Genomic DNA, 25,194 nt, shown 5'->3' with positions numbered 1-25,194 from the left:
ACATTCATAAGAACGAAGACATGCGAGTAATCACCAATATGTTAGCGCCCAAAGAATATGAAAGTAAAAATGAATCGGGCAATATCTTGAATATTGATATGTATGATGCTAAAAGCAAAGATTATTTTTCTCCAATGGAAAGTCTTTTAGCCGCTTTGGCTTCATGTGCATCAGTTGATCTGGTGGAAATGATTAAGAAAAGAAGGAAAAACCTGATGGACCTTCAAGTGGAGACTACTGGGGAAAGAAGAGATGAACATCCACGAGCTTATGAAAGTATCCATATGATATTTACAGCAACCTCAGATAATCTGAACGAAGATGAATTTATGAAATTAGTAGAATTGGCAGCCGGTAAATATTGCTCGGTTTCGGGGACGCTGAATGTAAAAGCTACTTACGAAGTGGTAATTAAGGAAGTATAATTAAAGCTCCTAATGTAAACCGCCAAGGCGCAGAGACGCAACGGTTATCTAGCTCAAGAGAAAGAAATTAATATTGCTTAGCGTCTTTGCGGTTGATTTTAAATGATTATTTACTACTCGTTTAATTCCGTTCTTAATTAAAGTTGAGTTAAAATTTATTAACAAACCTAATTTATTATCTGTCAATTTTAGATAAGTTAATAATTGTGTAGTATGGATTGGTTCAAATTTTTGAACTGTTTTCAATTCTAATATCACATCTCTTTCAACCCATAAATCAATTCTGTAGCCACACTCCATTTCTATATTTTTATATTTCAATGGAAGCTCAACTTGCTTTTCGACATATAATCCTGCTTTTTGGAGCTCATATATTAATGCATTTTCATAAGCAGACTCCAACAATCCCGGACCTAAATTAACATGAACTTCATAAGCGGCATTTACTACTGCCTTTGAAATTTGATTCTCTAGCATTTCTTAAAACTTGTCTTTACAATCTTGTCTGATATAGTCAAAATATTGAATATCAAAGAAGCAAAGCATTAATTTTGTAAAGGTGACTTTTGTTTTTCTATACAGTTCATTGCAAAACCTCAGCATTTTATGTCACCAAGCCTGTTTTGTAATCTATTTGCTGGTATTCTTCTTTGGTCAATTTCAAATCTCTTCGAGCATTTTGAATCTCAGGTCTGAAAAATGAGCTGTAGAGTAGCAAACCGGTGAAAAGTCCCATTAAGCCACTATGATAGGTCATAGCAAATACTGCTACAGTGATTACTTGATATATGGCTAAACCAATATATTTTACTAAAGTAGCGCTTCTGTACTTCTTCATTTTGGAGTGCAAGTCAGAATCCTGAGCAGCAGATTTATATTGTCTGGCTGCCAAAAAATGAAGAAATACAATTTCAATAATCGCCAGAATCACAGTGATTCCTACTACAGAATTTTCTAAATCAGCTGGAATTCCAAATAATTTTGCACTTCTATTTTCAGCTCTTAAAAAAACTAATGCAAATAAAAATAATGGAGCCGCAAGCAATGCGTAATAGGTCATTTGCATTGATTGAAAAAACGACTCCCAATATTTATAATTCGATTTTTGATCCATAAATTTTCACTGCTTTATTCAGATGCAGAATCTAACAATTTAACTGCTGACAAGCCCAAATGCTCAACTAAAATTTTCTTATACTCGGTAGTATTCTTATAGCCACCATTTGCATTAAAGAACTCCTCAATTATAGGTTGCCAATCGCTTGATTTTGGCATCACAAATGCAAATTCTTCTGAACCTTCATCCCCCACCTTATGTCTTTTCAGTGGCTTTCTTTCCTTCACAGCTGATAAATAAAAGGCCAAGTCCAAATATGATAACGATTTTTTATCTGTTAAAACTTTTTCCAGTACATCAGGGCTAGAATTCACATAACTAACTGCCAATTCAGGATAATAAGTAGATTTTAGATTATTGATCCTTTTCTCATTCAATGTTCCTTTGGCAGTATAAGCCGTAAAACCTTTGAATTTTTGCGGGACTTCACTCATAGATCCCAAAGAAGGGACGCTACTATGGGTAACCAGAATAGCAAAATTGGTTATAAAAGACGGACTAAAATATATTTCACTTTTTCTGGCTTCTGTGACGGTGATATTTCCTAAACCAAAAACACCATTTTTTCCATTCTTTACACCATTATACATAGCGCTAAAACTACTCCCGTTTCCTAAAAAGCGAGCATTCAAATTAATGTCGTGATTCTGTCTAACATACTGCAAGAAATCATTCATAATGTCAACACAAACTCCAGTCAATTTCCCACTTTGATCTTTATAAACGAAACCAGGAGTTTCTACATAAGTGAAAGTCACTGTACCATTACCTGCTGCCTTTGCAGTGGCATAATTATCGCCAGATAAATTCTGCGATAAAACAGTGGAGCTCATTAAAAATAATAATGCAACTAATCCAGTTTTAAAATGTCTCATAATATTAATTTTAGGGGTAATTCTAACGCTATATAATTAGATAAATAAGTTATTACTCTTTAGGATTCAAATTTTCTTGAGGTAAAGCGTATTTCGGAGCAATGCTTAACGAATTTTTGAAATATTTTTTTGCAGACTCCTCATCTCCTTTTCCTCTTGCTATTAATCCTTGCATATTTAATATCACTGCTTTGAAAGGAACCTCGATCTCGTTCCCGGCAGCATCCTTTGCATAAACATTGCTGCCATTCACAATATTCTTACCTAAAAGCAATTCCGTATTGATCATGGCATCATCAAATTTCTTCAAGGCATATTGCTTTTGAATCACTTCATATAAAACAAAAGCATCATCCGATATTGTGTACAGCTTTTGGTACATTTTTAATGATTGATCCAAAGCACCTAATTGATCCAAACTCTTTGCACCAATTTGCAAGACCAACTGATTATTCGGATTTCTTTTTAAGGATTCTCTACTAACCAAGGCAGCAGAGGCATATTGACTAAATTCGAAATAAATATAGGCTAAGGAATCCAAATATGAATGGTTGTTTGGCTCTAAGACCATTAGATCATAGACAGCGTTTTTTGCTACCTGAAAATCATTGAAACGAATTGATGCATTGTATTTTGCCTTAGCTCTTGCAACAGCATCTTCATTTTGAGCTATTGAACTAAAATTAAAAACCAAAATTGTAAAAGTAATTGTTAACAGTATTCTTTGCGTAAATTTTTGCATATTCATTTTTATTAATTGATGAATTACCAATATTGTGCCAATATTAATAAAATTAAGTTCTTATGAGGTTTTTAAATTAAGTTTTCGACCAATTTCAAACATAAAATCGAAGGCTTCTTCTTTATTATTCTGGATTTTCCCATCTAAGATAGCCTCTTTTATTTCGCTTTTGATTATCCCAATCTCTTTACAAGGAGATAAATCAAAAGCTTTCATAATATCTTCTCCGCTTACTGGAGGCTGGAAGTTTCGTACTTGATCTTTTTCCTCCACTTCTTTCATTTTCTGTTGTACAGTGTCAAAGTTTGCTCTGAACTGCTTAACCTTATTCATGTTTTTAGAGGTGACATCAGCCCGGCATAGTGTCATCAGATCTTCGATATCATCGCCTGCTTCAAATAGCAATCTACGGACGGCATTATCAGTAATATTATCTCGTACAAGAGGAATAGGTCTCAAATGAAGTAGCACTAACTTTTGAACGTACTTCATTCTTTCATTCAAGGGCAATTTCATTCTTTTAAAGATTTTAGGCACCATTCTGGCCCCTTTATCTTCATGCCCATGGAAAGTCCAGCCTTGTTTTGGATTAAACCTTTTGGTAGCAGGTTTTGCAATATCATGTAAAATTGCTGCCCATCTCAACCATAAATCTCCACCATACTCTGCCGTATTGTCTAAAACTTGCAAGGTATGATAGAAGTTATCCTTATGCTTGTAACCATTCTTTTCTTCCACCCCTTGTAGTTCCACCATTTCGGGGAAGAACTTGTCCAGCAATTGAGCATGATATAACAACTTAAAGCCATAAGAAGGCTTCTCGGTCAAGATGATTTTGTTCAATTCATCTGTTATACGCTCTGCTGAGATTATTTTTAATCTTTCTGCATTCTTAATAATACTATCAAAAGTAGTGGGGGCAATATCAAAGTTCAATTGTGCTGCAAAACGAATCGCTCGCATCATCCGCAAAGGATCATCAGAAAATGTTATATCAGGTTCAAGTGGCGTTTTAATGAGCTTCCGTTTCAAGTCTTTTACTCCGTCAAAGGGGTCAATTAAAGCACCGTAATTCTCTTCATTCAGACTAATCGCCAGAGCATTGATTGTAAAATCACGTCTATTCTGGTCATCTTCGAGAGTTCCCTCTTCAACTATGGGTTTCCGACTGTCTCTTTGATAGGATTCTTTCCTTGCCCCCACAAATTCCAGTTCTAAATCTTCGTGATGAATGCTGGCGGTACCAAAATTTTTAAAAACCTGGAATTTCTTTTTAGGACCAATTTGGTTTGCCACCTCTTGAGCCAAAGCAATTCCACTTCCAACGCATACAAAATCGATATCTTTAGAAGGACGCTTTAAAATCAAATCACGCACATAGCCTCCCACCACATAGGCCTCGATACCGAGAGAATGGGCACTTTTTTTAACTAACTCGAAAACAGGGTGCTGTGCAAGAATTGCAGAGAAATTCATTTTTACTACTTAGATGGTTTTACCAAGTATTGAATACTTAATAGAGCACTAATAATGACCTCTTATTAAGCAATTGTAAATTTAGTATAATTTGATGATAAGAGGATGAAATCAGGAAGTATTTTGAGTTTGGATTACACTTTTTTAGAGATTCTTACGTGAATGAATTCATGAATGGTGTAAGCCATCGTTATATTTTAATCTTCGATTAAAATGAATAGATCCCTTTCTTCAAAGGGATGACGCACGGAATGGAGTCTAAAGTCTGATTATAGTGCTTTAGCTTTGTTCAAAATGGTTTAAATAACTTATACCCCCCTATCTTCTCATGTTGTTCTGTGCGTCATCCCTGCGAAACTTGTCCCGCACTGAAAGTCGGGAGGCAAGGGATCTTGCCCTGTTGAAACTTCGTTTCAATTCATTTCCATAAAAAAATAGCTCTACCAAATTGGCAAAGCTATTTATTATATGATTAAAAAATAAACTCCCTAATTCCTTCTGTTAATTTCATCTCGGATTTTAGCTGCCTTTTCGTAGTCCTCATTTTGGATCATCTTATCCAAGAGCTCGTTCAATTTATCCATTGACATATTCTTTAATTTGTCAAAATCAGATTTTGATTGCGGACCTGAGGGACCTGGTGAGGAAGACTTTTCCACGGGCTTTTTCAATTCAGAAATATCCTCTTCTTCTTTCTCGTCAGACAATACAATGCCAGCTTCGGACATGATTTTTTCATAGGTATAAATCGGAGCATCGAATCGGATTCCGATTGCAATTGCATCCGATGGCCTGCTATCTATTTCTATTCTCTCCATGCCGTTATCGCAAACAATTTTGGCAAAAAATACGCCTTCCTTTAAATCAGATATCACAATTTCCTTTACAGAATAATTGAAACTGTGAGCAAAAGACTTAAACAAATCGTGCGTCATGGGCCGATTGGGGACAATCTTTTCTATTTCAATAGCAATTGCTTGTGCCTCAAACATCCCAATGATGATAGGAAGCCTTCTGCTACCTGGCGATTCACCTAAGACTAAAGCAAAGGAGCCAGATTGTGACTGACTAGACGATAAACCTAATATTTCTAATTTGATTTTATCCACAAGTGAATTTTAGTTTTGCGCTGCTTTAATAGCTTCAGTTAATTTTGGTACTACTTCAAAAGCATCTCCTACAATTCCATAGTCTGCTGCTGAGAAGAACGGTGCTTCTTCATCTTTGTTAATCACCAAAATATACTTAGAAGAATTCACCCCTGCTAAATGCTGAATGGCTCCAGAAATCCCGATCGCAATATACAGCTGAGGAGAAACTTTGACTCCCGTTTGCCCAACGTGCTCGTGATGAGGTCTCCAGCCAATGTCTGAAACCGGCTTAGAGCATCCTGTAGCTGCACCTAGCGTTTTGGCCAAATCCTCAATCATTCCCCAGTTTTCAGGACCTTTCATTCCTCTACCACCTGAAACGACTAATTCTGCTTCCGGTAATAAAATTTCGCCTGTTTGCTTATCCTGAGAAGTAATTTTCACGGCAAAGTCTGAATCATCCAAAGTGGGTTCAAAAGCTTCAACTGAAGCATCGCCACCATCTTGTTTTAATTCAACTGCATTTTTCTTAATCCCAATAATTTTATTTTCAGTGGTCATTTCCACATTAGCAAAAGCTTTACCAGTATAAATACTTCTTTTCACAGTAAATCCACTTGAAGTATCTGGTAAATCTGCAACGTTGGAAACAAAAGCTGCTTTCATTTTAGCAGCAATTCTTGCTGCCACAGGATCACCCAAAGATGATTTTGCAAGTACCAAAGTACTAGCACCTTCTTTTTCCATTGCCTGCGCAATTACTTTGGCATAAGGCTGGATTAATCCTTTTGCTAATTTTTCATCTGCAGCGTGCAAAACTTTAGTAGCTCCTGCTGATCCTGCTGCTTTTAAAACAGCTTCATCTACAGGACCTAGTGCAATTGCTGTAACATCATCACCCATTGCGGCTGCATAGGATACTGCCTCCAAAGATGATTTTTTAATTTCGCCTTCTGCGTGTTCTATAAATACTAATATTGACATTTCTTTCTTATAATTTCGTTCAACAATGATTAATCGACTACTCCGCTATTTTTAAATAACTTTAGCCTCGTTTTTCAACAATTTCACCAACTCTTCTACATTGTCGGCATCAATCATTTTCACATCACCTTTTGCAGGAGGTAATTCATATTGCTGTAATTTCACTGCCTCAGAAGCATCTGAAGGAGCTACTACATCAAGCTTTTTACTTCTTGCTGACATAATTCCCCTCATGTTAGGGATTTTCCATTCTGCAATTGGCTCTTGACAACCTGCTATGAAAGGCAACTCTAATTCCAAATACTCTTTACCACCTTCAATCTCGCGAGCCAACTTTGCAGTTTGACCTTCGATATCTAATTTCATTACTGGAGAGATTGCTGGTAATCCTAATAACTCGCCTACCATTCCATGCACCATACCACCATTGAAATCAATGGATTCTCTACCCATCATGATTAAATCGTAACCAGCATCTTTAGCGTGATTAGCAATTTGTTCCGCTACAAAAAAAGAATCAGTCGGTTCAGCATCTATTCGAATCGCATCATCAGCACCGATGGCTAACGCTTTTCTAATAGTTGGCTCTGTTTCAGAAGTGCCAACATTTAATACGGTTACTGTACCGCCTGTAGCTTCTTTCAATTCAACGGCTCTTGCCAAAGCGTAGTCATCATATGGGCCAATGATAAACTGTACTCCGTCTGAATTAAACTTTTTATTATCGTCCGTAAAGGAAATTTTGGCCGTAGTATCCGGCACATGCGTTATGCAAACTAATATTTTCATAAAATATATTGAGTTTATAGTTCTATGCTAAGAGCACTTTTTGCTCAAAACAATTTGAAGATTTATAAAGTATAACTGATATTAAAGCCCGAAGTTAAGTATAATTGAAAAAAATAAAAATTGAATCCGACTAATGAATGAAGATAGAATAGCACAACTTCAAAAATTCAAGGAAGAATCTCCCAATGATCCCTTTATAATCTATGCCTTAGCCACAGAATACAAGGAGGAAGCACCAGAAGAGGCCAAGAAACTTTTCGATGAATTACTACTGAAACATGAAAACTATATAGGTACTTACTATCATGCAGCAGCATTGTATTCGGAATTCTTTGACAGAGACAGGGCTGATGAAATCTATCAAAAAGGAATTTCTGTTGCACACAAAAATGGAGAGCATCATGCGCTAAGGGAATTGCAAAATGCCTATACTAATTTTCAGTTTGAGGAGTAGAAAACGAGAACCTAGAGTCTAGAATATAGATTTTAGACTTACACCTGCGGTAAGCTCATCTTTATTGAAAAAAAAGACAAAATCCTAAAGTGCGTATGCTATGGAAAAAAGAGCCGATCTATTTTTGATTTCGATACCTCCCGAAGAGCCAAAAACAACAAGGCCAGGATAGAAATCTTTAAATCCAATAAAAACATCACAACCAATACTAAAGTCTTTTACTATTTGCTGATTTATCCCTATAGTATATCCCAATTCAGTTTGGGAGGCCAGAAGAGATACTGGATCTTGGTCTTTTGGTTGCCAATGTCTAACTATTAGGCCAGTATTTATAGACCTATTACCACCTAATAAATACTTAATCATAATAGGAACTTCAAATGCCAGATGCCTCTGTATTGCTGTATCATCTAACAATGGAAGTAGCGCCCCTTTTCCGTACCAAAATATTTCATCTACCAGTGGCGATTTACTTTTGGCTCGAAAATAAAAGTTCAATCCAGACTCAATTAGAACTCTATTCCCAATAATCGTTTTTGAAATTCCAAACCCTATGCGATTTACCATTGCTGGGTAATCTTCTGTTTCATATCCTGACACAGCAAATTTTGTTATTCCCATTCCAAATTTGGCAAAAAGGTTATAGTTTTTGTTTTTATCCGTATTTGTTTGGGAGTAGGCAAAACATACTGAGCTTAGATAAAATCCTAGAAATACTATTAATCTCATTTACTTAAGGTTACTTTCCAAAGCATTTATTTCGTAAAAAATTGATCTTATAAATAGGGTATTGTCTAAGTATTATTGTCTATTTAAACTTCAAACTGTCATTAAAATTATGCTCCATTTAAAATTTAATTGCGGAAAGCAGTTAATTTTTCTTTTAAAGTAACTTGTATTGCTCTGAGGGCAAACAAGTCATTCTCCTGACATTCCTATGTATTAACACAGGTTTTACTCAACCTCATAAATTACCCGCGGTTTAAGGAGGTAAATCAAAACGAAATATATCAATGAGTAATTTAAAAGTTGTAAAAACAGAAGAAGCAAATTCAGTATCAAAAGAAATTTTTGAAGGCATGAAAAAACAAATGGGCATGGTGCCTAATGTTTATGCTGCAATCGGTAATTCAGGTCCTGCTTTGAAAGCTACCATGGCTATTCAAGAAAACTTAGCTGAGGGTGAATTCGATGGAAAAGAGCAAGAAGTAATTGCATTATCTGTTGCGGAAGCTAATCAATGTGGATACTGTTTATCAGCCCATACCGCTGCTGGGAAAATGAAAGGACTGTCTGTTGACGAAACTGTAGAAATAAGAAATGGTGAAATAGCTGATGAAAAATATAAAGCTTTAAGCGATTTGGCTAAAGCCATTACTGATAAACGAGGCTACCCAGATCAAAAATTGTTTGATGCATTTTTTGAAGCTGGCTACAATCAAGCGGCTTTATCAGAATTAATTGTATTAGTGTCCTTAAATACAATTACCAATTACACTAACCATATTGCCCAAACAGAAATTGATTTTCCTGTTGCTCCTAATTTAGAGGAGGCATAAAGCATGTCCATATAATCCCAACAGCAATTAACTGTTGGGATTTTACTATAGCCTCCAAAAATCTTCAAGCATCGTTTTACTCTTCAGCTTAAAGAAGAAATAACTCAAACTCACACTAAAAAATCCATTATCTTCATAAGTAACTGTTTCATTTGGCAAAGCTTGGGGAAAATTATGAGTGTAGGTCATCATCAAATTAAATGAGCTCAGCGAAATAGAAATAGGAATTTGTATGCTGTAATTCATCAAGCCAAAGTTATTCTCTGTCGTCAATCTTCTTTCTGAATAAGTCCTTACAATATCTTGAATCTGATCAGGTGTAAAATTATTTCTTCGTAGAAGTACAGATGCCGCAACGGGCCTTTCTTCATACAACAATTTGGTCAAGTAGTATTGTTGTCTCCTGTTAAGTTCAGGATAATTTCCATTTTCAATAATTCGCAAGAGATCGAAATATGGATTATCTGATTGCTTCCAATACACTACTTCTGAGTTCCCAAATTGTACCGATGCTCCTGGAAAAACTCGGATTCCGCTAATTAAACCATCAAATTTCCATTTATAATTAAAAGAAAGTGTACTATTTATTCGGTGAGCCAAGGAATTACCGTAAAGCAAACTGTAGTCAATCCCAATATCTAGATATTTCGGACTATAGTAATTTGATATGTTAAGGGCTTTATTAAAAGGCTGGTTACTTAAAGTATCATTGTAAATATAGAAATCATGTGATGCAGAGAAATTCCAATCGCTAAAGAATGTTTTAAAATAACCTGCTGAGAGTGTGGTGAGGAAATACTGTGGTTCATAGGCACTGTTGTACAGTCCGTTCGCGTCCACAAAAACTCCTGTTGGATGAAAATAGCTTATCCCTGTTGATACACCAAACTGAGGCACTTCACTTTCCCTTCCTGCAGCAGTGACTTCCCCCAAATAGGCTACTCTACTCATAACCGCATGGTATCTGATTTCCTTTTGCAGCATCAAGCTATCAACTAGTTTTATAAGGTCTGCTGTTGAATCTTCTTGTCCAAAAAGAGATTCCAATTCCATAAATAGAGAATCAAGCGCTTGATTGGTGCTATCCTTCTGTGCCTGCGTTTTAAAGGGCATAAGCAACAAAAGGTAGCCCATTAGGAAAATGAGATACCATTCTAATTTGAATATTTTCAACAAAAACTGATTCAAAATGAACAAATGATTTAATTATCCCTGAATTTCCGCTCTTGCCGGTTCTGAAACCTTTCTTGTTTTTCCTTTCTTTCTTTTAGCCTTTCTAGCAATAGCCTTTTAAAATCATCTTCGGCTTTTCTCAGCGCTACCAGTTGTCTATTGCTTACCACTTTATTTAATCTTTCTGCATATTTTCTTTCAAGCTGAACTTCTCGCTCTTTAATTTTGAGTCCTAATTGAAGGAGGTCTTTACTCTCTTCTTCAGTTAACTGCCCTTTTCTATATTGTTGACGGGCTTGCAAGTACTCTCTTTGAAGCGCAGTTCTTTCTTTGGAAAATTCATTGTATAACGGCCAGAATTTTTCCGCCTCTTCAGGGCTCAAATCCAATTTTTGGGTTATATAAGCTATACGTGCACTTTCTATTTTATCACTTTGTCCTTGCATGTTAAAAGCAAGAAATAAACATAGCACTAATATAATATGGAACCGTTTCATTCTTTTATTTTTTTATAAACTATAATATTCCAATAAAGCATCTGCTTCATCTTCTTCAAATTCAAAATACTCCGTAGGATCCTCTTTCATTTCAGCTCCAGATTCATCGTACACAAAACTTCCTATTTCGTAATAGCTAAGATCTGAATATTCCAGATATGCTATAATTTCATCATCACTAACCTCAGCAAGTATCTCAGTATAGCCTCCACGGGTACTCCTGCTTTGATTGTTAAAATACCATATGGTGATGACAGACACAGCTAAAAGCGCAATTGATGCCGCCACCGCATAAAAATTTCTAAACAGAATCGTTTTTCCGCGTGATTTTTCTGTAGTGTCTGTATCAATTTTATTCAAAACATCCATTTGCAGTTGATCGAAATAATCCTCAGGAACCTTAAAGCCCTCAGTCTTTTCAATCTCACTCAAACTTTCAATATGTCTTTTTTTGTTTTTCATTTAGTATTTAGATGTTACTGACCTTAAAAGGTTTAATGTGATTTCAAAAATTCCTCTATTTTTTTTACTGCATGATGATAGGATGCCTTGAGGCTTCCTACACTTCCATCAGTGATTTCTGCTATTTCCTCATATTTAAGATCATCGTAATATTTCATATTAAAAACCAGTCGTTGTTTTTCAGGCAACTTCAATATTGCCTGCTGCAATAGCTTTTGTATTTCATCTCCATCCATTAAAGTTGAATTACTGATTTTCGTTTCCAGAAATTCGGTGTATTGCTGTTCATTTTTAAAGCTATTTTTTCTTTTTCTTAGCTGCTGCAAAGCCTGGTTGACAGCTATTTTGTACATCCAGGTATAGAGGGATGCCTCTTCATTAAAAGTATCAATTTTATTCCATATTTTAATGAAACATTCTTGTAATGCGTCATTAGTATCATCATGATCAATTAAGATTTTTCTAATGGCAAAATATAGCCTTTCTTGATATTGATCCATTAACAATTTGAAGGCTGCCCGTTTTTCTGCAGGACTTTTAAGTGAGTAAACTAATTGTTTTTCTTCAGCCTTCATATATTTTTTACCAGAACCAAAAGTACTTAAGTATTTAATCTTGAGTTCAACTTTACTTAGCAATCATTCTGTATTCCTCTTCTTCATGGAAATGCACTAAACCTAAGTTAGGTAGACCGCATCGTAATTTAAAGAATTTGAAATTTATAAATGGTAAAAGAGGAAGAAATGCTTCCTCTTTTACAGATGATTAAATCCTCAGGCTTTCTTAACCTTCCACCGTAACAACTCGATTATTGATTGTTACCGTATAACTCCCATCGCAACTTCCATCACCGTAGTCTACTGTTCTTGTTCTTTCTCTATTTCTGAGGCTAAATTTCACTTCTTTTATTCCAGCGGTTCTTAGCATGCTACCATTGCTCAAACAACTAAAATCTACTATGATCGGCTCAACAATTGTGTGACTCCAATTCACCCCACGGGTTGACTCTCCATTTAATGAACCTGTAATTTGGAATTTATTTGTACTTGGGTCTCCATCGCCTGCTCCTTCTATCCATTCTCTTGTACGACTTCCGTTGGACACAAAAGTATTGCCATTTGGGTAAATCAATGTAAAATCGGTTAGGGTATAAGTATTCTGATAATTTCCGTTTTCATTTTCTTCTGCTCGAACGATAAAAATTTCTCCAGTTACTTCAATATTATTGACAAAGTAATTATCGAATGTGATTATCCGATCAGATATATACAAAGTGCCTTCATTAACATAACTAACTAATATTTTCCCAGAACGCTCTTTGCCATAAGGACCAACGCAACCATCGCCAAAGTCAATAGTTAAGACGTTACTTTCGCTATCCCAAGTCGAAGTAAAACAATTAGCAGACCGCTGCGAACTGGAAGCTACTTCTAATTCAGCCAAGTCTGCAAGGGACACTTCCTGATCAGAATTATCTTCCGCAAGCGTGGTATTTTCTACAAGTTCAATTTCTTCAGCTTGTTCTTCACTGTCAATTGTCATTTCTTCATCTTGCTGACAAGCTTGAAGGCTAAGTATTCCAATTACAATTCCTAACAACAATACTGTGCCTTTCTTCAATTTAAATTCTCTTAATGTTTTCATCGTTTTAAATTTTTATTTACCCCTTTGATGTCGCGAATTGAGAAAGGTTTAATGGTGTAGTGAAATATTTTTGGTAAAAAGTGTAAATTCATGGGAAATCAATTAATTAAAATGAATGTCAATGCTTGCGGGAAGTTTAGAATCAATCAAATTTTCAAAAAAGAAATAGGGAAAATATTCTAAAACCTAGGTCTAATGTCTTAGCTTTTACATTCTATTTGAAACAAGATGATCAAATTGAGCAAAACAATTAACAATTATGAAATTAAATAGCTTTCAAGAAAAACTCAATAAGGAGAACAAAACTGACTTTAGCGATCTAAAAGCCGTTTTCATAAACTGCACTTTAAAGAAATCACCGGAAAAATCTCATACTTCGGGGCTGATCAGCATGTCTGCCCAAATTATGGAAGATAATGGTATTCAAGTTGATATCATTCGTGCAGTGGATCACGAAATTGCTTTTGGGGTTTATCCCGATATGACAGAGCATGGTTGGCAAAAGGACGATTGGCCGGCCATTCAAAAAAAGGTAATGGATGCTAACATCTTAGTAATCGGCACACCCATTTGGTTAGGGGAAAAATCTTCAGTGGCAAGTCAGGTGATTGAACGGCTATACGGATTTTCAGGAGAAACAAATGAACAAGGTCAATATGCATATTATGGCAGAGCAGGGGGATGTTTAGTAACTGGTAATGAAGATGGAATAAAGCATGTGGCCATGAGCACATTATATAGTTTACAGCATTTAGGTTATGTAATTCCTCCACAAGCTGATGCCGGTTGGATCGGTGAAGCAGGACCTGGTGCATCGTATATGGATAAAGGAAGTGGCGGTCCTGAAAATGATTTCACCAATAGAAATACCACTTTTATGACTTGGAATTTAATGCACATGGCTAAGATGCTTCAAGACAATAATGGAATTCCAGCGCACGGGAACCAGAGAACAGCATGGGATGAGTCATCTGATAAAGATAATCCTAATCCAGAGTATAGGTAGGCTGCGGAATTATAAATGTTAATTGGTCATAATTTGCTTATTTACTAAAAGAACATTTATTACATACTATTGCCTATATTTTTTCGACATTTGCTAGTTGAAAAACCAATTATCAATGGATAGCATAAAGCTAGGACTTAAAGAAAACTGGAAACAGTTTACATTATTAGTGATTGTCAACGGCTTTGTTGGCGGTATGGTGGGAATGGAGAGAAGTATATTCCCACAATTTGCGGAAGTCGAATTTGGCGTGGCTTCAAAAACAGCTATCCTGACTTTTATTACCGCCTTTGGTATTAGTAAAGCCATTGCCAATTACTATACCGGCAAACTAGCCAATAGATTTGGCAGAAGAAATCTACTACTGTTTGGCTGGCTAATAGCTATACCTGTTCCTTTCATGCTTATTTATGCCCCAAGTTGGTCATTTGTCATTATCGCCAATATTCTTTTAGGCTTAAGCCAAGGATTAACTTGGAGCAGCACTGTAGTGATGAAAATTGACTTGGTCGGTGAAAAAGACAGGGGTTTTGCCATGGGTTTGAACGAATTTGCAGGCTATTTTGCTGTTGGAGTAGTGGCTTTCATCACTGGATTTGTAGCCAACAATTATGGCATTACTCCCTACCCTTTTTACGTTGGCATTTTCCTTTCGATAGTGGGACTTCTTCTGACTTTACTATGGATTAAAGATACTCGTGTCCATGTCAATAAAGAAAGTAGCAGTAATAAAACTGTACAGTTGAAAAACATCTTTTTGGAAACCACTTTCAAAAATAAAACCTTGAGTTCTGTTACCCAAGCAGGCTTAATTAATAACTTGAATGATGGAATGATTTGGGGACTTTTACCAATGGTGTTGTTCTCATTGAACTACGATAATGAAAATATTGGAATTATTACGGCTATTTATCCTACAGTCTGGGGGATTGGTCAGTTATTTACAGGTAAAATGTCTGACCATTATTCCAAAAAAGGCATGCTTTTCTGGGGGATGTTATTGCAAGGTGTTGCAATACTGTTTATCCCATTCTGCAGCAATTTCACCGTTTTAGCTGGTCTATCTGCTATTTTAGGCCTGGGAACTGCCTTGGTTTACCCCACCTTTCTAGCCACTATTGCACAGACCACCAGTCCGCAACAAAGAGCGGAAAGTATTGGGACTTTCAGACTTTGGAGAGATTTAGGCTATGCTTTTGGAGCGGTCATTTCAGGTATTACTGCTGACTTCTTTGGAGTAAATTACGCAATAATATTGATTGCATTGCTGACGATTACTTCTTCTATTGTTATTAAATTCAGGATGCCATCTACTATTAAAAACATAAACGATCATGAGAGCGAATGATTTGTCTTCATTCACTCTCATTGATTTATTAGAAAAGTGTGTACTAGACTAATTCTTCTATCAAGTTCTCAGTTGGATTAAAAACTTGATCTACCCTTGATAGTTTTCTCCACATTAAATTTCCATCATACATATCAGTAATCTCTCCATCATCACTCATCGCCATAAGGAAAATCCATCTGTTATCACAAAGCTCTTTTATAGAAGAATGTTTTTCAAGAATTTTGTCCATAGCCTCTGTTGGAGCATTGATTACTACACTTAATCGTAATGGTTCATGTTGATAGTTTACCCCATCGTGTATTGATTGCATGGGCAATCCAGTTCTTAAATCTCCTGCATAACCTTCCAAAACACCAATTCCTGACGTTACGTTATGCAGCGTTTTATTGCCGGAGCCAAAATGTTTATTGTCAACAGTGGATCCGTAATATTGCAGGTTAATCCAGCTTGTTACCACCATAGGCGCTGTCATAATAGCTTCTAGCACTTTAAATCCAGTGTCTTCATTCCAATTGTAAGAATGCAAAAACGATCGTCCTTCCAAGTTCAGCCCTTGAGTGATATGTCGTGGTGCCACAATAAAAGAAGAGCAACCTGCTAATCCCCATTCCGGCCTAACTTGCGACCAATCGTTACTTCTTGCCTTTATGAATGTATCGATATTGCTTTTATCGTCCATGCTCATCCTAAGAACTCTTTCTGCTCTAGTTGCTTTCCCTGCTTTTTGAATTCTTTTTTGAATATTTTCTAAATCTTCTTGATGAGTCGAAGGAACCCAATTAGTGTTAAAAAGTGATACTTCATCAATTGTAGTATCATGCAAACAGGCTAGAAAATAAGTGGTATCAGGAATATTAATTTTCTCTTCTGCTAACTGCTTTCGAACTTCTTTATCGTTTAAAATCATCGAAGCTACTTTAGCATTAGCTTCACCTGATTGACCTGCACATGCACCGCAGTCTAAACCAGAAGCGTGGGGGTTATTGACAGAGGTAGACCCGTGACCGACAATCATTACTATTCTAGCAAAATCTTCTGTCAGGGACATTGCCTGCAAAGCTCCTTTTGCCATAGTTACTCTGTCCGATAAAGGAATTCCTGTAGAGAAATTATGACTTTTAACACTTTCGATATTCACTGATAGATGCTCAATATCTGATTTACTCAAACCATTTTTATGCGGATGCGGAACTGGTCTAGTCAGTCCAAACGAATCTGTAAACAGTTTAGGCATAAGCGAGAGTCCAAGCGGGCTTACGAAGCCAAAACTGCTAATAGCACTTGATTTGAAAGACTTCCAAGCAGAATCAAAAATTTTATTGAGTTTTCTTCTTGATACCGACCTATCATTTTGATTTTTGTCGGCTATACTTTCTTCAACAATAAAAGAAGATGGGATTAATGCAGGACATTGGTCAAAGCCCTCGTCATGGCCCAGCTTCCTAAAGTTGATAGGGAATCCGAAAAATCCGGCAAAACCTAAGGTCTCGATTTCAGGAGCCACTGACTCCAAATTTCTACGATAAACTTCCGATCTCACATCAATACAGAAAACTGCCTGAACTTTAGCGCTGTCATCGTTTTTCTGTCGAGAAGGGTTTTGTTTGAATTTCTCGATTAATCTTCTTTGAGCCGTTAAGTCAAATGCCTCTTGTAGAATAATTAAGTCCATTAATTCTTCATTTAAGGGATTTGACTCCTTTAATTTTAGCATCTCTCGCTTAGATCTTCTCCACTGACTTTCCACCAGGGGATTTTTCATGGCCTGATAAACTCCATATTCCCAGCAGATTAACACGCTTAAGAATTCACTCAACTGCGCTCCTGCACGACCATACCTTTTATTATCCCAATCAAAATGCGCAACGTAGGAAGACCAACCTCCTAGACGTAGCAGAAGACTATGTAAATAAATTGGAAGGGCATCGTCTTCAACACTTAAATCATTGAGCGCAAAATGTGCAGCTTCAATGTAATTATCCGGTAAAGATTTTATCACCTTATGAAACCCTCTCAAACCCATCAAAGATGGCGACCTATTGGTTCCCGCCTCTATTTTCCACGAAGCAAATAACCCAAGGTCATGATTACTATCTCTCCATTGAGTTTGTGATGAATCAAAATAAGAAGAAGCCCAAGAAGAGATACTGTCCACCATAAAATCTGGCCAATTGGCTGTTGTTACCTTCCTCGAAACCTCACTGACGGTTTCTATCTTAGGAGCACTAATACTGTGAAATTCCTTCTTTCTTACTCCCTCAAGGAATGATTGTGCACTTTTCTGTATTCTCCTTTTATCAAGCACACTTTTTAGGTCTGCTAGCAGTAGTTTATTCTCTTGGATTGCATTCAGATAATATTCAGCCTTCATCGTTGTTTGAATACCTGCCAATCCGGATAATTGCTGCGCTACAGATTCAAAAGACTGATCACCTAATCCTAGGTAAGGATTCACAGCCACAAAGCTTTCCAGTGGCCACAAGGGGGCAATTTTCTTTGAGGCATTATCCAAAGCATTTGTAATTCTGTCGTAATCTGAATTGAAATTGGATTCTTTCGTATTTTTTAGCATTTGATGTTTTTTAATGAAACAAAATCTCATTGAAGCAATAAAGACCTCCTAAAGCCTTCATTTTTGATTCTACTTTTCGTATTTGCATTGTAGCAAACTCTAAGCATTTTCATTATCATATTTATTAGAAAGAGCAAGTTTAACTTTTCTCCCAGCGATCTAGGCTTGAAGAAGATTTGATATAAAGTGCTCCTACCATTCTATCGTAGATTACATTGGCATAAAGTCCATTTCTAAAATGAATAGACCATTTTCTCCAGAACTTTTTGCCTTTTATAAAAGGAGAAAACATCTGAATTAGCACCAATCCTATGAAAATCACTAACCAAAAAAAGAGCATGACAGTAACTAGATTTGAGGGTTGACTAACTACAGGAATTTGTGATTTAAGTACATTTGCCATTAGAGCTTCCAAACTGAAAAATGCCAGCGCCACCACTGCAGCAACCATTGTGATTTTCAAGATTAACTGCTTAGAATTTTTAGTACTTAGAGTAGTTCCAATCAGTAAGGACAGTCCCATCACTATGATGCAACTTACCACCAATAGTGATAATTCCTCTATTGGATTTACTCCCCACAAAAGAGCTAAACTTCCAAAAATAACAAAGGCCAAAATGATACTTGCTATAAGAATCAAAGGATTGGAATTGCTTGGCTTAAGATTGATTTTAGATGCTTTTTTCACATCGATAAGGCTGCCTGAAGAAAGAAATGCGTGTGCCTTGTAGAATGAGTGTGCTACAAGGTGCAGGATTGCAGCAGCATAAATTCCAAATCCGCACAATAAGATACTAAACCCCATGTGAGAAATACTAGAATAACCCAGTGCAGTTTTTACAGAAGATTGTGTCATGTAGGCAATCGAACCAAACACGGCTGTAAAACCACCGAAAATTATTAGTATAATAGGAGCGTAAGTCATTTCGGTCATTAAAAATGACATCCTGGCAATTAAAAATGGCCCTGCATTTAATAAACCTGCATGCAACATGGCCGATACCGGTGTAGGAGTTTCCATCACCTCCACCAACCAGGCATGCGTAGGGAATAAAGCAGATTTCAAAATGGCAGCTGCTGCAATAAATATCATGGCCATTTCCAATGCTATTGGAAAGGCTCCAGCAGGATTCTTCATTGCAAGGATGATTTCCTGTAAATTGCCTGTTCCAAAATGATTATAAAGGAGAAATATGGATGTTAACAAAAATAAATCCCCTAAGCGAGCAGAGATGAATTTCTTGCGTGCAGCCAATTTCGATCTTCGTCTTTCCGCATAGAAAATCAACATTCTTTGTAAAGAAATACTGGTCAAAACCCATGAAACCCAAATCAACCCTAAATTTCCTGCTAACACCAGTAATTGTACAGAAGCAATAGTAGCCGCCAGTCTTCCAATAAAAACTCCTTGTTTACTATCTCCATCCATATAATTAAAACTAAACCTCATCACAATAAAGCTGATGAGATTTATCATAGTGAATATTAGTACACTCAAGGCATCTAACCTTATGGAGAACCCTAAGCCTTCATAGGCTATGCTGTTACTCTCCAAAATCCCATATTGATATACAAATGCGCAAGAAACTAGCGCTATGAATATACCCAAGTAAATACTGATTCTGCTTATCAATATTAATTTAGCAGGTCTTATGCCTCGCATAAACCATGATAATAATGCAATAAATGAAAATAGGATTGGGGAAATCAGAACCAAACTAGTCATTAATTCCTTAGTCATGCTCAGCAGTTTTTAAACTAGTTCAATTATAATATTTGAATTAATTTTAACAGCTTTCCCTTCCTCTTTGGCAGCATCAATAATTTCCAACAAAGATTTCCTACTTTCTTTCAACTCCACAATCCTTTTCAGAGAATTTTCATCCGGCTTTCCATATCGCTCATGAGAACTAAAATCTCTCAGATTGTGAAAATTAATTTTTTGACTAATTAGATTAGACACAATTTCTTTAGCTTCTACTGCTGAATACTCTCCTTTCACTAGGACTTCAGTCTGCTTATTGACTAACACTTTTTCCATAATTTTTAAAATTGTTTAATGATTTATGAAATTATTTATACAAATTTGAGAAATATTACTCATATATTTTTATTTATATGTTTTATACTACTTATAAACTATTGTTATGAATTACACTATCCACCAATTGCAGATCTTCCTAAAAGTGGTTCAGAAAGAAAGTATCACTAAAGCATCGCAAGAACTTTTCATGACTCAACCTGCGGTTTCCATCCAGTTAAAGAATTTTCAAGGGCAGTTTGATATTTCACTCTATGAGATTATTGGCAGGAAACTACACATCACGGATTTCGGAAAGGAGATTGCTATAATAGCTGAGAGGGTTATTGAAGAACTCAACAATATAAATTATAAAACTGAAGCCTATAGAGGTATGCTGACTGGGAAACTAAAAATCTCTTCGGCATCAACTGGCAAGTATGTTATTCCATTTTTTCTCGAAGAATTTCTGTCCCAAAATCCTGGAATAGACCTAGTTTTGGATGTCACAAATAAAACAAGAGTTATCCAAAGTCTGAAAAACAATGAAATAGATTTTGCTTTGGTAAGTGTAATACCTGGTCTACTGGACGTTGAAGAAGAGCTTTTAATTGATAATAAATTATACCTAATAAGTAACGAACCGAAACGAAATGACAGCAAAGCACTCATTTATCGAGAAGAGGGATCTGCTACCCGAAGCGCTATGGAGCATTACTACGGAACTCATAACTCTAAGGACAGAAAAAGACTAGAACTTACCTCAAATGAGGCAGTAAAGCAAGCTGTAATTGCAGGACTAGGAAATTCTATAATGCCTCTCATTGGGATAAAAAACGAATTACTAGATAAGCAATTATATATTTTACCTGCTGACGATTTACCTCTGAAAACCAAATGGAGGTTAATTTGGCTGAGCGGAAAAAGGATTTCTCCCGTGGCTCAAGCATACCTAGATTTTATTAGAGTTAGAAAAAATGAAATCCTTGATAAAAAATTTAAATGGTATCTCGATTACAAATAGTCAAATAAAATCTCCACTATTTTACTCCTGACCTGCGCTTGTGTATCAAAAAGAATATAAAAACGCCTCCTTCTTATTAGAAAATTTTTGCTGTCTATATTTTATAGTAAACATTTGAATTCACCTTTCATTCCCCTACATTTGCAACAGAATTATGGTTTCTGTTGGAAAACAATCCTTCAGGATTAAAAGGGAATTCGGTGCTTGGTTTTAATTTTTTAAAACCGAAATTCCGAAACTGTCCCCGCAACTGTAAGTCCAATTTTTGTTTGAAGTGCAATACCCTTGCCACTGTCCGCCTTTTGGCTGATGGGAAGGCCGCAACTTCATAGGACAAGTCAGGAGACCTGCCATGGCTTATGAATATTTTCGACTTTCGGGTGAAAGGTCAGGAATGTACGAAAGCTGTTAGCGAACTTTTTTACATCTGATTTTGACCGTGGTCGCATTAAACTATATTTTATGCGATTAGGTGTGTTATTTTTATTGCTATGGTTCGGTGATCAACTATTGGCACAAAACCCACAAGACAGTATGACTGTCTTGCAGGAAATCTCTGTGCATGGAAATTTTGAAAAACAATTTCTACCGGGAAACAACATCCTATTGCCTAATCCTAAAACACTTGACTTCTACAGTAGCGATAACATCAGCAATGTTCTGAGGCAGAATAGTAGTATCTACTTCAAAGAATACGGAAATGGTATGCTGACGACCATTGCCTTTCGTGGCACCAGTGCGAGCCAAACTTCTGTTTTGTGGAATAACTTTAATATCAATAGCTATACATTAGGCCAAACTGATTTTTCATTAATTCCTGTTCATGCCATTTCAGAAATATCCGTTATTCCTGGCAGTGGTAGTAGCATGGGAGGAAATGGTGCATTTGGAGGTGCTATATTGTTGGAAAATCCCCTGCAATTCAAATCGGGTCATCGTCTAGCCCTGAGTCAACAATTAGGCAGCTTTGGTCAACTCAAAAGTAATCTATCTGCCAATGGAAGTAGAGGGAAATGGGCTTACAGCACTAAATTATATTGGGGTAAAGCAGAAAATGATTTTACCATTTTGCAAACTGGTGAAAAGCAAGACAATGCGCGTTTTGAGAGCTGGGGTGTAAATCAAAGCATCGGTTATAAAATCAGCAGTAAAGACCAAATGACTTTGGCCATTTGGTACCATGATAATTTCAGGGAAATACAACCTCCAATTGGATCGAGCAGAGACCTAAACGAGCAGACAGATCAAAATCTAAGAACTCTTCTGAATTATGAGAGAAATGGTGAACACCACCAGCTAAAAATTGGAACAGGCTACTTTACCGATGAAATGGATTACAGATTAGGTCAAGCTATTTCATATTATAAGGTAAACAGATGGGAAAGCTTTGCCGATTATAAGTATTATTTTTCCAGAAATCATCAATTGAAAATATCGGCTCGACACAATCACATAGAAGCTCAAAACCGAAACTATGAATTGGGAAGAGCTACTGAGGAGCGTTTTAGCTTTGGAGCCTTGTTCAAGGGAGAAATTTTGAAAAATATAGACTATGCTTTTCATCTAAGACAGCAGGTAGTGCCGGGAGTACAAATTCCAATTTCACCTTATGCAGGATTATCCACTATTTTACTTACAAAAAAGAGTCATCAACTGAAGCTCAAATTAAATACTTCTTACAACTACCGACTTCCTACTTTAAATGATCGATTTTGGAATGAGGCAGGTCGGTCTGACCTGAAAGCAGAAACCTCTTGGAACAAAGAAGTTACAATATCCTCTAGACATCATTGGGGAAAAACAGAATCGGAATTCTCTATAACTACATACCATAATCAGGTAGATAATTGGATCCAATGGATTCCTGATCCTAACAATCAATGGCGACCAAGAAACATTAAGGAGGTACTAGCACAAGGGATTGAAAGCAGTGCTTCTCTTCATTTTCCAATAACTTCAGGACTAGATCTTGAAGCTAATGGTCAATATAGTTATACCGCATCTACGGTGATAGAAAGCGAAGGAAACCGAAATGAAATTGGCAAACAATTGATATATACTCCATTGCATAAAGCCAATGCCTCTGTTACCATTATTTGGAAAAAGTTTTCGTTGGATCTATTTCAACAATGGATGGGAAAGGTTTACACTACTAACAGCAATTCAGATCTTTTTGCATTAGAACCATTCCCTTTAACCGACTTGGGTTTGAATTGGAAATCGAATTTGTGGCAACTATCAGCTACAACTAAAAATTTGTTTAATCAAGAATATTTCCTCTACTCAGGGTATGCTATGCCCGGTAGAAATTATCAAATAACCATAACCAGAAAACTTTATTTAAAATGACAAACAATTACAGCAAACTATTAGCTCTATTGACCCTAGTATTATTTTTTTCCGCCTGTAATGAGCCCGATGAAATTAACTTAAAAACCTCTGGGGTTTACATTTATCATGAAGGAGCCTTTGGAAGCAATAATGCTACTATTGGAAATTATGACCCAGAGTCCTATGAATATAACCCAGATTTATATAGTGGACAAAACGGAAGCAAAATTGGAGATGTACAACAAAATATTCTAATAGAAAATGGGATGATATATAGCGTCTTGAACGGTAGCAATTCCATAGATATAATGGGCAATAATTTAAAATCAGAAAGCAAGATCAGAATACCTGAGTTAAACAAACCAAGAGATATTGCAGTACATGGAGATATTGCATTTATTGCCAATTGGGGACCTTATAATGAGAATTTCGCTTTAATAAATAGTGAAATATTGGTTATTGATTTGAACACAAATGAATTAATTGATCGAATTGACACGGAAGAATATCCAGAACACCTGCTCATAAAAAATAATAAATTAATCGTAAGCCATGCCAGTTTTGATGGAAGTATTAGTGAGTTAAGCGTGATCAATATGGACAATTTGCAAATTGAAACTATCATTGAAGTACCAGCAGGCCCTCAAGAATTTGAGGAAGATGATGCTGGGAATATATGGGTTGTTTGCACTAGTGGCAGTTTACTCAAACTAAAGGCCTCTCTAAACGGAATCCAAGATGAAATTAAGTTAGGAAATAAAGTTCTTGGCGATATTGATGCTCATGAGGACCTTATATACTATTATTCAGAAAATCAGATATCATATCTTAAAATCTCGGATAATTCAACAAATAATACAGGAATCGAAGTTCAAATGGAAACACCTTACGCCTTTGCTGTAGATCCCGTAACAGGAGACTTCTATCTAGGTGATGCAACAGATTATTCAAGTGAAGGACTGGTTTATAGATATAGCAATGAAGGGGAGCTGATAGATACTTTTGAATCAGGCATCATTCCAACTCAATTTAGCTTTAATATTGAAAGAGAAAGATGATTAATACTAAGGAACAAAAAATTAAAAATGCAATTACCAAAGTAACCAAAGCAGTTTTTCCAAACACAACCAATCATTATGATACCCTGTTTGGAGGAACTGCTTTGCAATGGATGGATGAGGTGGCCTTTATAACGGCCACCCGTTATTCCAGACAGAAAATGGTCACCGTTAGCAGTGACAAAATAGATTTCAATAAAGCCATTCCTGCTGGAACCATAGTGGAATTAGTGGGTCAAATTGAGAAGGTCGGAAATACTAGTTTGGAGGTCAGAGTAGATGTTTTTACAGAAGAAATGTATTCCAACCACAGGGAAAAATCTATTTCTGGTTGTTTCACTATGGTGGCTATAGATGAAAATAAGAAACCGATTTCAATCACATGAGTGCAAAAAACATAAAGATAGAGAAGGATGATTTTTATATGGAAAATGGCTTTTTCGTTTTCACTGAAAAATATCATTTAAAAAGAGGTTATTGCTGCGGAAATAAATGCAGACATTGCCCTTATGATTTTAAAAATGTGAAGGCAAAAAAATAACGA

General features: G+C 36.2%; 27 protein-coding genes and 1 riboswitch. Of the genes, 10 read left to right on the top strand and 17 right to left on the bottom strand.

Annotated features, from left to right (window positions below; all coding sequences use genetic code 11):
• The first annotated feature begins 20 nt into the window (after positions 1 to 20).
• On the top strand, positions 21 to 425 hold the full coding sequence (locus Q3Y49_RS10095; protein WP_303268030.1) for an OsmC family protein: 405 nt from the start codon (positions 21 to 23) through the stop codon (positions 423 to 425).
• A gap of 48 nt (positions 426 to 473) precedes the next feature.
• Here Q3Y49_RS10095 and Q3Y49_RS10090 read toward each other — a convergent pair whose 3' ends face one another.
• The 8 genes from Q3Y49_RS10090 to Q3Y49_RS10055 all read right to left on the bottom strand — a co-directional run bounded on the left by Q3Y49_RS10090 (position 474) and on the right by Q3Y49_RS10055 (position 7,499).
• Complete coding sequence (locus Q3Y49_RS10090; RefSeq protein ID WP_303268029.1) at positions 474 to 902, bottom strand: GxxExxY protein; 429 nt, start codon at positions 900 to 902, stop codon at positions 474 to 476.
• 127 nt (positions 903 to 1,029) lie between these two features.
• Positions 1,030 to 1,539 (bottom strand): hypothetical protein, encoded by a 510-nt coding sequence (locus tag Q3Y49_RS10085; RefSeq protein ID WP_303268028.1) that lies wholly within the window; start codon positions 1,537 to 1,539, stop codon positions 1,030 to 1,032.
• Between the two features lie 14 nt (positions 1,540 to 1,553).
• Positions 1,554 to 2,417 (bottom strand): substrate-binding periplasmic protein, encoded by an 864-nt coding sequence (locus Q3Y49_RS10080; RefSeq protein WP_303268027.1) that lies wholly within the window; start codon positions 2,415 to 2,417, stop codon positions 1,554 to 1,556.
• Between the two features lie 52 nt (positions 2,418 to 2,469).
• On the bottom strand, positions 2,470 to 3,159 hold the full coding sequence (locus Q3Y49_RS10075) for a tetratricopeptide repeat protein (protein WP_303268026.1): 690 nt from the start codon (positions 3,157 to 3,159) through the stop codon (positions 2,470 to 2,472).
• 60 nt (positions 3,160 to 3,219) lie between these two features.
• Positions 3,220 to 4,635, bottom strand: a complete 1,416-nt coding sequence (locus tag Q3Y49_RS10070) for a CCA tRNA nucleotidyltransferase (RefSeq protein ID WP_303268025.1) — start codon at positions 4,633 to 4,635, stop codon at positions 3,220 to 3,222.
• Between the two features lie 488 nt (positions 4,636 to 5,123).
• The gene (locus Q3Y49_RS10065) at positions 5,124 to 5,744 is read right to left on the bottom strand and encodes a bifunctional nuclease family protein (RefSeq protein ID WP_303268024.1); all 621 of its coding nucleotides are present in this window, start codon (positions 5,742 to 5,744) and stop codon (positions 5,124 to 5,126) included.
• Positions 5,745 to 5,753: 9 nt separating this feature from the next.
• Positions 5,754 to 6,710 carry an electron transfer flavoprotein subunit alpha/FixB family protein gene (locus Q3Y49_RS10060; RefSeq protein ID WP_303268023.1) on the bottom strand — a complete coding sequence of 319 codons (957 nt, stop codon included), beginning with the start codon at positions 6,708 to 6,710 and terminating at the stop codon, positions 5,754 to 5,756.
• Between the two features lie 51 nt (positions 6,711 to 6,761).
• A complete protein-coding gene (locus tag Q3Y49_RS10055; protein WP_303268022.1) occupies positions 6,762 to 7,499 on the bottom strand; it encodes an electron transfer flavoprotein subunit beta/FixA family protein in 738 nt (245 codons plus the stop codon).
• A 133-nt stretch (positions 7,500 to 7,632) separates the two neighbouring features.
• On the opposite strand from Q3Y49_RS10055, the gene Q3Y49_RS10050 reads away from it, so the two are divergent.
• The gene (locus Q3Y49_RS10050) at positions 7,633 to 7,953 is read left to right on the top strand and encodes a tetratricopeptide repeat protein (RefSeq protein WP_303268021.1); all 321 of its coding nucleotides are present in this window, start codon (positions 7,633 to 7,635) and stop codon (positions 7,951 to 7,953) included.
• An 84-nt stretch (positions 7,954 to 8,037) separates the two neighbouring features.
• Here the strand turns inward: Q3Y49_RS10050 and Q3Y49_RS10045 are convergent, their stop codons facing one another.
• The gene (locus Q3Y49_RS10045) at positions 8,038 to 8,682 is read right to left on the bottom strand and encodes a hypothetical protein (RefSeq protein WP_303268020.1); all 645 of its coding nucleotides are present in this window, start codon (positions 8,680 to 8,682) and stop codon (positions 8,038 to 8,040) included.
• A 284-nt stretch (positions 8,683 to 8,966) separates the two neighbouring features.
• Here Q3Y49_RS10045 and Q3Y49_RS10040 point away from each other — a divergent pair, with 284 nt between their 5' ends.
• Complete coding sequence (locus Q3Y49_RS10040) at positions 8,967 to 9,512, top strand: carboxymuconolactone decarboxylase family protein (protein WP_303268019.1); 546 nt, start codon at positions 8,967 to 8,969, stop codon at positions 9,510 to 9,512.
• A gap of 45 nt (positions 9,513 to 9,557) precedes the next feature.
• Here Q3Y49_RS10040 and Q3Y49_RS10035 read toward each other — a convergent pair whose 3' ends face one another.
• The 5 genes from Q3Y49_RS10035 to Q3Y49_RS10015 form a co-directional block, all read right to left on the bottom strand.
• A complete protein-coding gene (locus Q3Y49_RS10035; RefSeq protein ID WP_303268018.1) occupies positions 9,558 to 10,685 on the bottom strand; it encodes a hypothetical protein in 1,128 nt (375 codons plus the stop codon).
• A gap of 29 nt (positions 10,686 to 10,714) precedes the next feature.
• Entirely contained in the window at positions 10,715 to 11,182 is a 468-nt protein-coding gene (locus Q3Y49_RS10030) for a hypothetical protein (protein ID WP_303268017.1), read from the bottom strand.
• A gap of 12 nt (positions 11,183 to 11,194) precedes the next feature.
• On the bottom strand, positions 11,195 to 11,644 hold the full coding sequence (locus Q3Y49_RS10025) for a hypothetical protein (RefSeq protein WP_303268016.1): 450 nt from the start codon (positions 11,642 to 11,644) through the stop codon (positions 11,195 to 11,197).
• A gap of 32 nt (positions 11,645 to 11,676) precedes the next feature.
• Positions 11,677 to 12,219 (bottom strand): RNA polymerase sigma factor, encoded by a 543-nt coding sequence (locus tag Q3Y49_RS10020; RefSeq protein WP_303268015.1) that lies wholly within the window; start codon positions 12,217 to 12,219, stop codon positions 11,677 to 11,679.
• A 208-nt stretch (positions 12,220 to 12,427) separates the two neighbouring features.
• A complete protein-coding gene (locus Q3Y49_RS10015; protein WP_303268014.1) occupies positions 12,428 to 13,288 on the bottom strand; it encodes a hypothetical protein in 861 nt (286 codons plus the stop codon).
• A gap of 259 nt (positions 13,289 to 13,547) precedes the next feature.
• Between Q3Y49_RS10015 and Q3Y49_RS10010 the strand changes: the two genes are divergently transcribed.
• A complete protein-coding gene (locus Q3Y49_RS10010; protein WP_303268013.1) occupies positions 13,548 to 14,294 on the top strand; it encodes a flavodoxin family protein in 747 nt (248 codons plus the stop codon).
• 115 nt (positions 14,295 to 14,409) lie between these two features.
• Positions 14,410 to 15,642 carry an MFS transporter gene (locus tag Q3Y49_RS10005; protein WP_303268012.1) on the top strand — a complete coding sequence of 411 codons (1,233 nt, stop codon included), beginning with the start codon at positions 14,410 to 14,412 and terminating at the stop codon, positions 15,640 to 15,642.
• Positions 15,643 to 15,685: 43 nt separating this feature from the next.
• On the opposite strand, the gene Q3Y49_RS10000 is transcribed toward Q3Y49_RS10005, so the two are convergent.
• From Q3Y49_RS10000 to Q3Y49_RS09990, 3 genes are all read right to left on the bottom strand, one after another.
• Positions 15,686 to 18,217: a YbcC family protein gene (locus Q3Y49_RS10000; RefSeq protein WP_303268011.1), complete on the bottom strand. Its 2,532-nt coding sequence runs from the start codon at positions 18,215 to 18,217 to the stop codon at positions 15,686 to 15,688.
• A gap of 139 nt (positions 18,218 to 18,356) precedes the next feature.
• Positions 18,357 to 19,958: a proton-conducting transporter transmembrane domain-containing protein gene (locus Q3Y49_RS09995; protein ID WP_303268010.1), complete on the bottom strand. Its 1,602-nt coding sequence runs from the start codon at positions 19,956 to 19,958 to the stop codon at positions 18,357 to 18,359.
• A 12-nt stretch (positions 19,959 to 19,970) separates the two neighbouring features.
• A complete protein-coding gene (locus tag Q3Y49_RS09990; RefSeq protein WP_303268009.1) occupies positions 19,971 to 20,258 on the bottom strand; it encodes a hypothetical protein in 288 nt (95 codons plus the stop codon).
• Between the two features lie 106 nt (positions 20,259 to 20,364).
• Between Q3Y49_RS09990 and Q3Y49_RS09985 the strand changes: the two genes are divergently transcribed.
• The 5 genes from Q3Y49_RS09985 (at position 20,365) to Q3Y49_RS09965 (ending at position 25,191) form a co-directional block, all read left to right on the top strand.
• A complete protein-coding gene (locus tag Q3Y49_RS09985; protein ID WP_303268008.1) occupies positions 20,365 to 21,261 on the top strand; it encodes a LysR substrate-binding domain-containing protein in 897 nt (298 codons plus the stop codon).
• Positions 21,262 to 21,399: 138 nt separating this feature from the next.
• Positions 21,400 to 21,630: riboswitch (cobalamin riboswitch) on the top strand.
• 93 nt (positions 21,631 to 21,723) lie between these two features.
• Positions 21,724 to 23,610 carry a TonB-dependent receptor gene (locus tag Q3Y49_RS09980; protein ID WP_303268007.1) on the top strand — a complete coding sequence of 629 codons (1,887 nt, stop codon included), beginning with the start codon at positions 21,724 to 21,726 and terminating at the stop codon, positions 23,608 to 23,610.
• The gene (locus tag Q3Y49_RS09975) at positions 23,607 to 24,650 is read left to right on the top strand and encodes a YncE family protein (protein WP_303268006.1); all 1,044 of its coding nucleotides are present in this window, start codon (positions 23,607 to 23,609) and stop codon (positions 24,648 to 24,650) included. Before Q3Y49_RS09980 ends, Q3Y49_RS09975 begins: the two co-directional genes overlap by 4 nt.
• Entirely contained in the window at positions 24,647 to 25,036 is a 390-nt protein-coding gene (locus tag Q3Y49_RS09970; RefSeq protein WP_303268005.1) for an acyl-CoA thioesterase, read from the top strand. The genes Q3Y49_RS09975 and Q3Y49_RS09970 overlap by 4 nt, the downstream gene beginning before the upstream one ends.
• On the top strand, positions 25,033 to 25,191 hold the full coding sequence (locus Q3Y49_RS09965) for a C1orf53 family protein (protein WP_303268004.1): 159 nt from the start codon (positions 25,033 to 25,035) through the stop codon (positions 25,189 to 25,191). Before Q3Y49_RS09970 ends, Q3Y49_RS09965 begins: the two co-directional genes overlap by 4 nt.
• Positions 25,192 to 25,194: the final 3 nt, after the last annotated feature.

The organism is Marivirga harenae (genome assembly GCF_030534335.1).
Lineage (GTDB): Bacteria > Bacteroidota > Bacteroidia > Cytophagales > Cyclobacteriaceae > Marivirga > Marivirga harenae.
The sequence above is the reverse complement of the archived record's forward strand: the minus strand, read 5'-3'. Positions and strand labels throughout refer to the sequence as shown.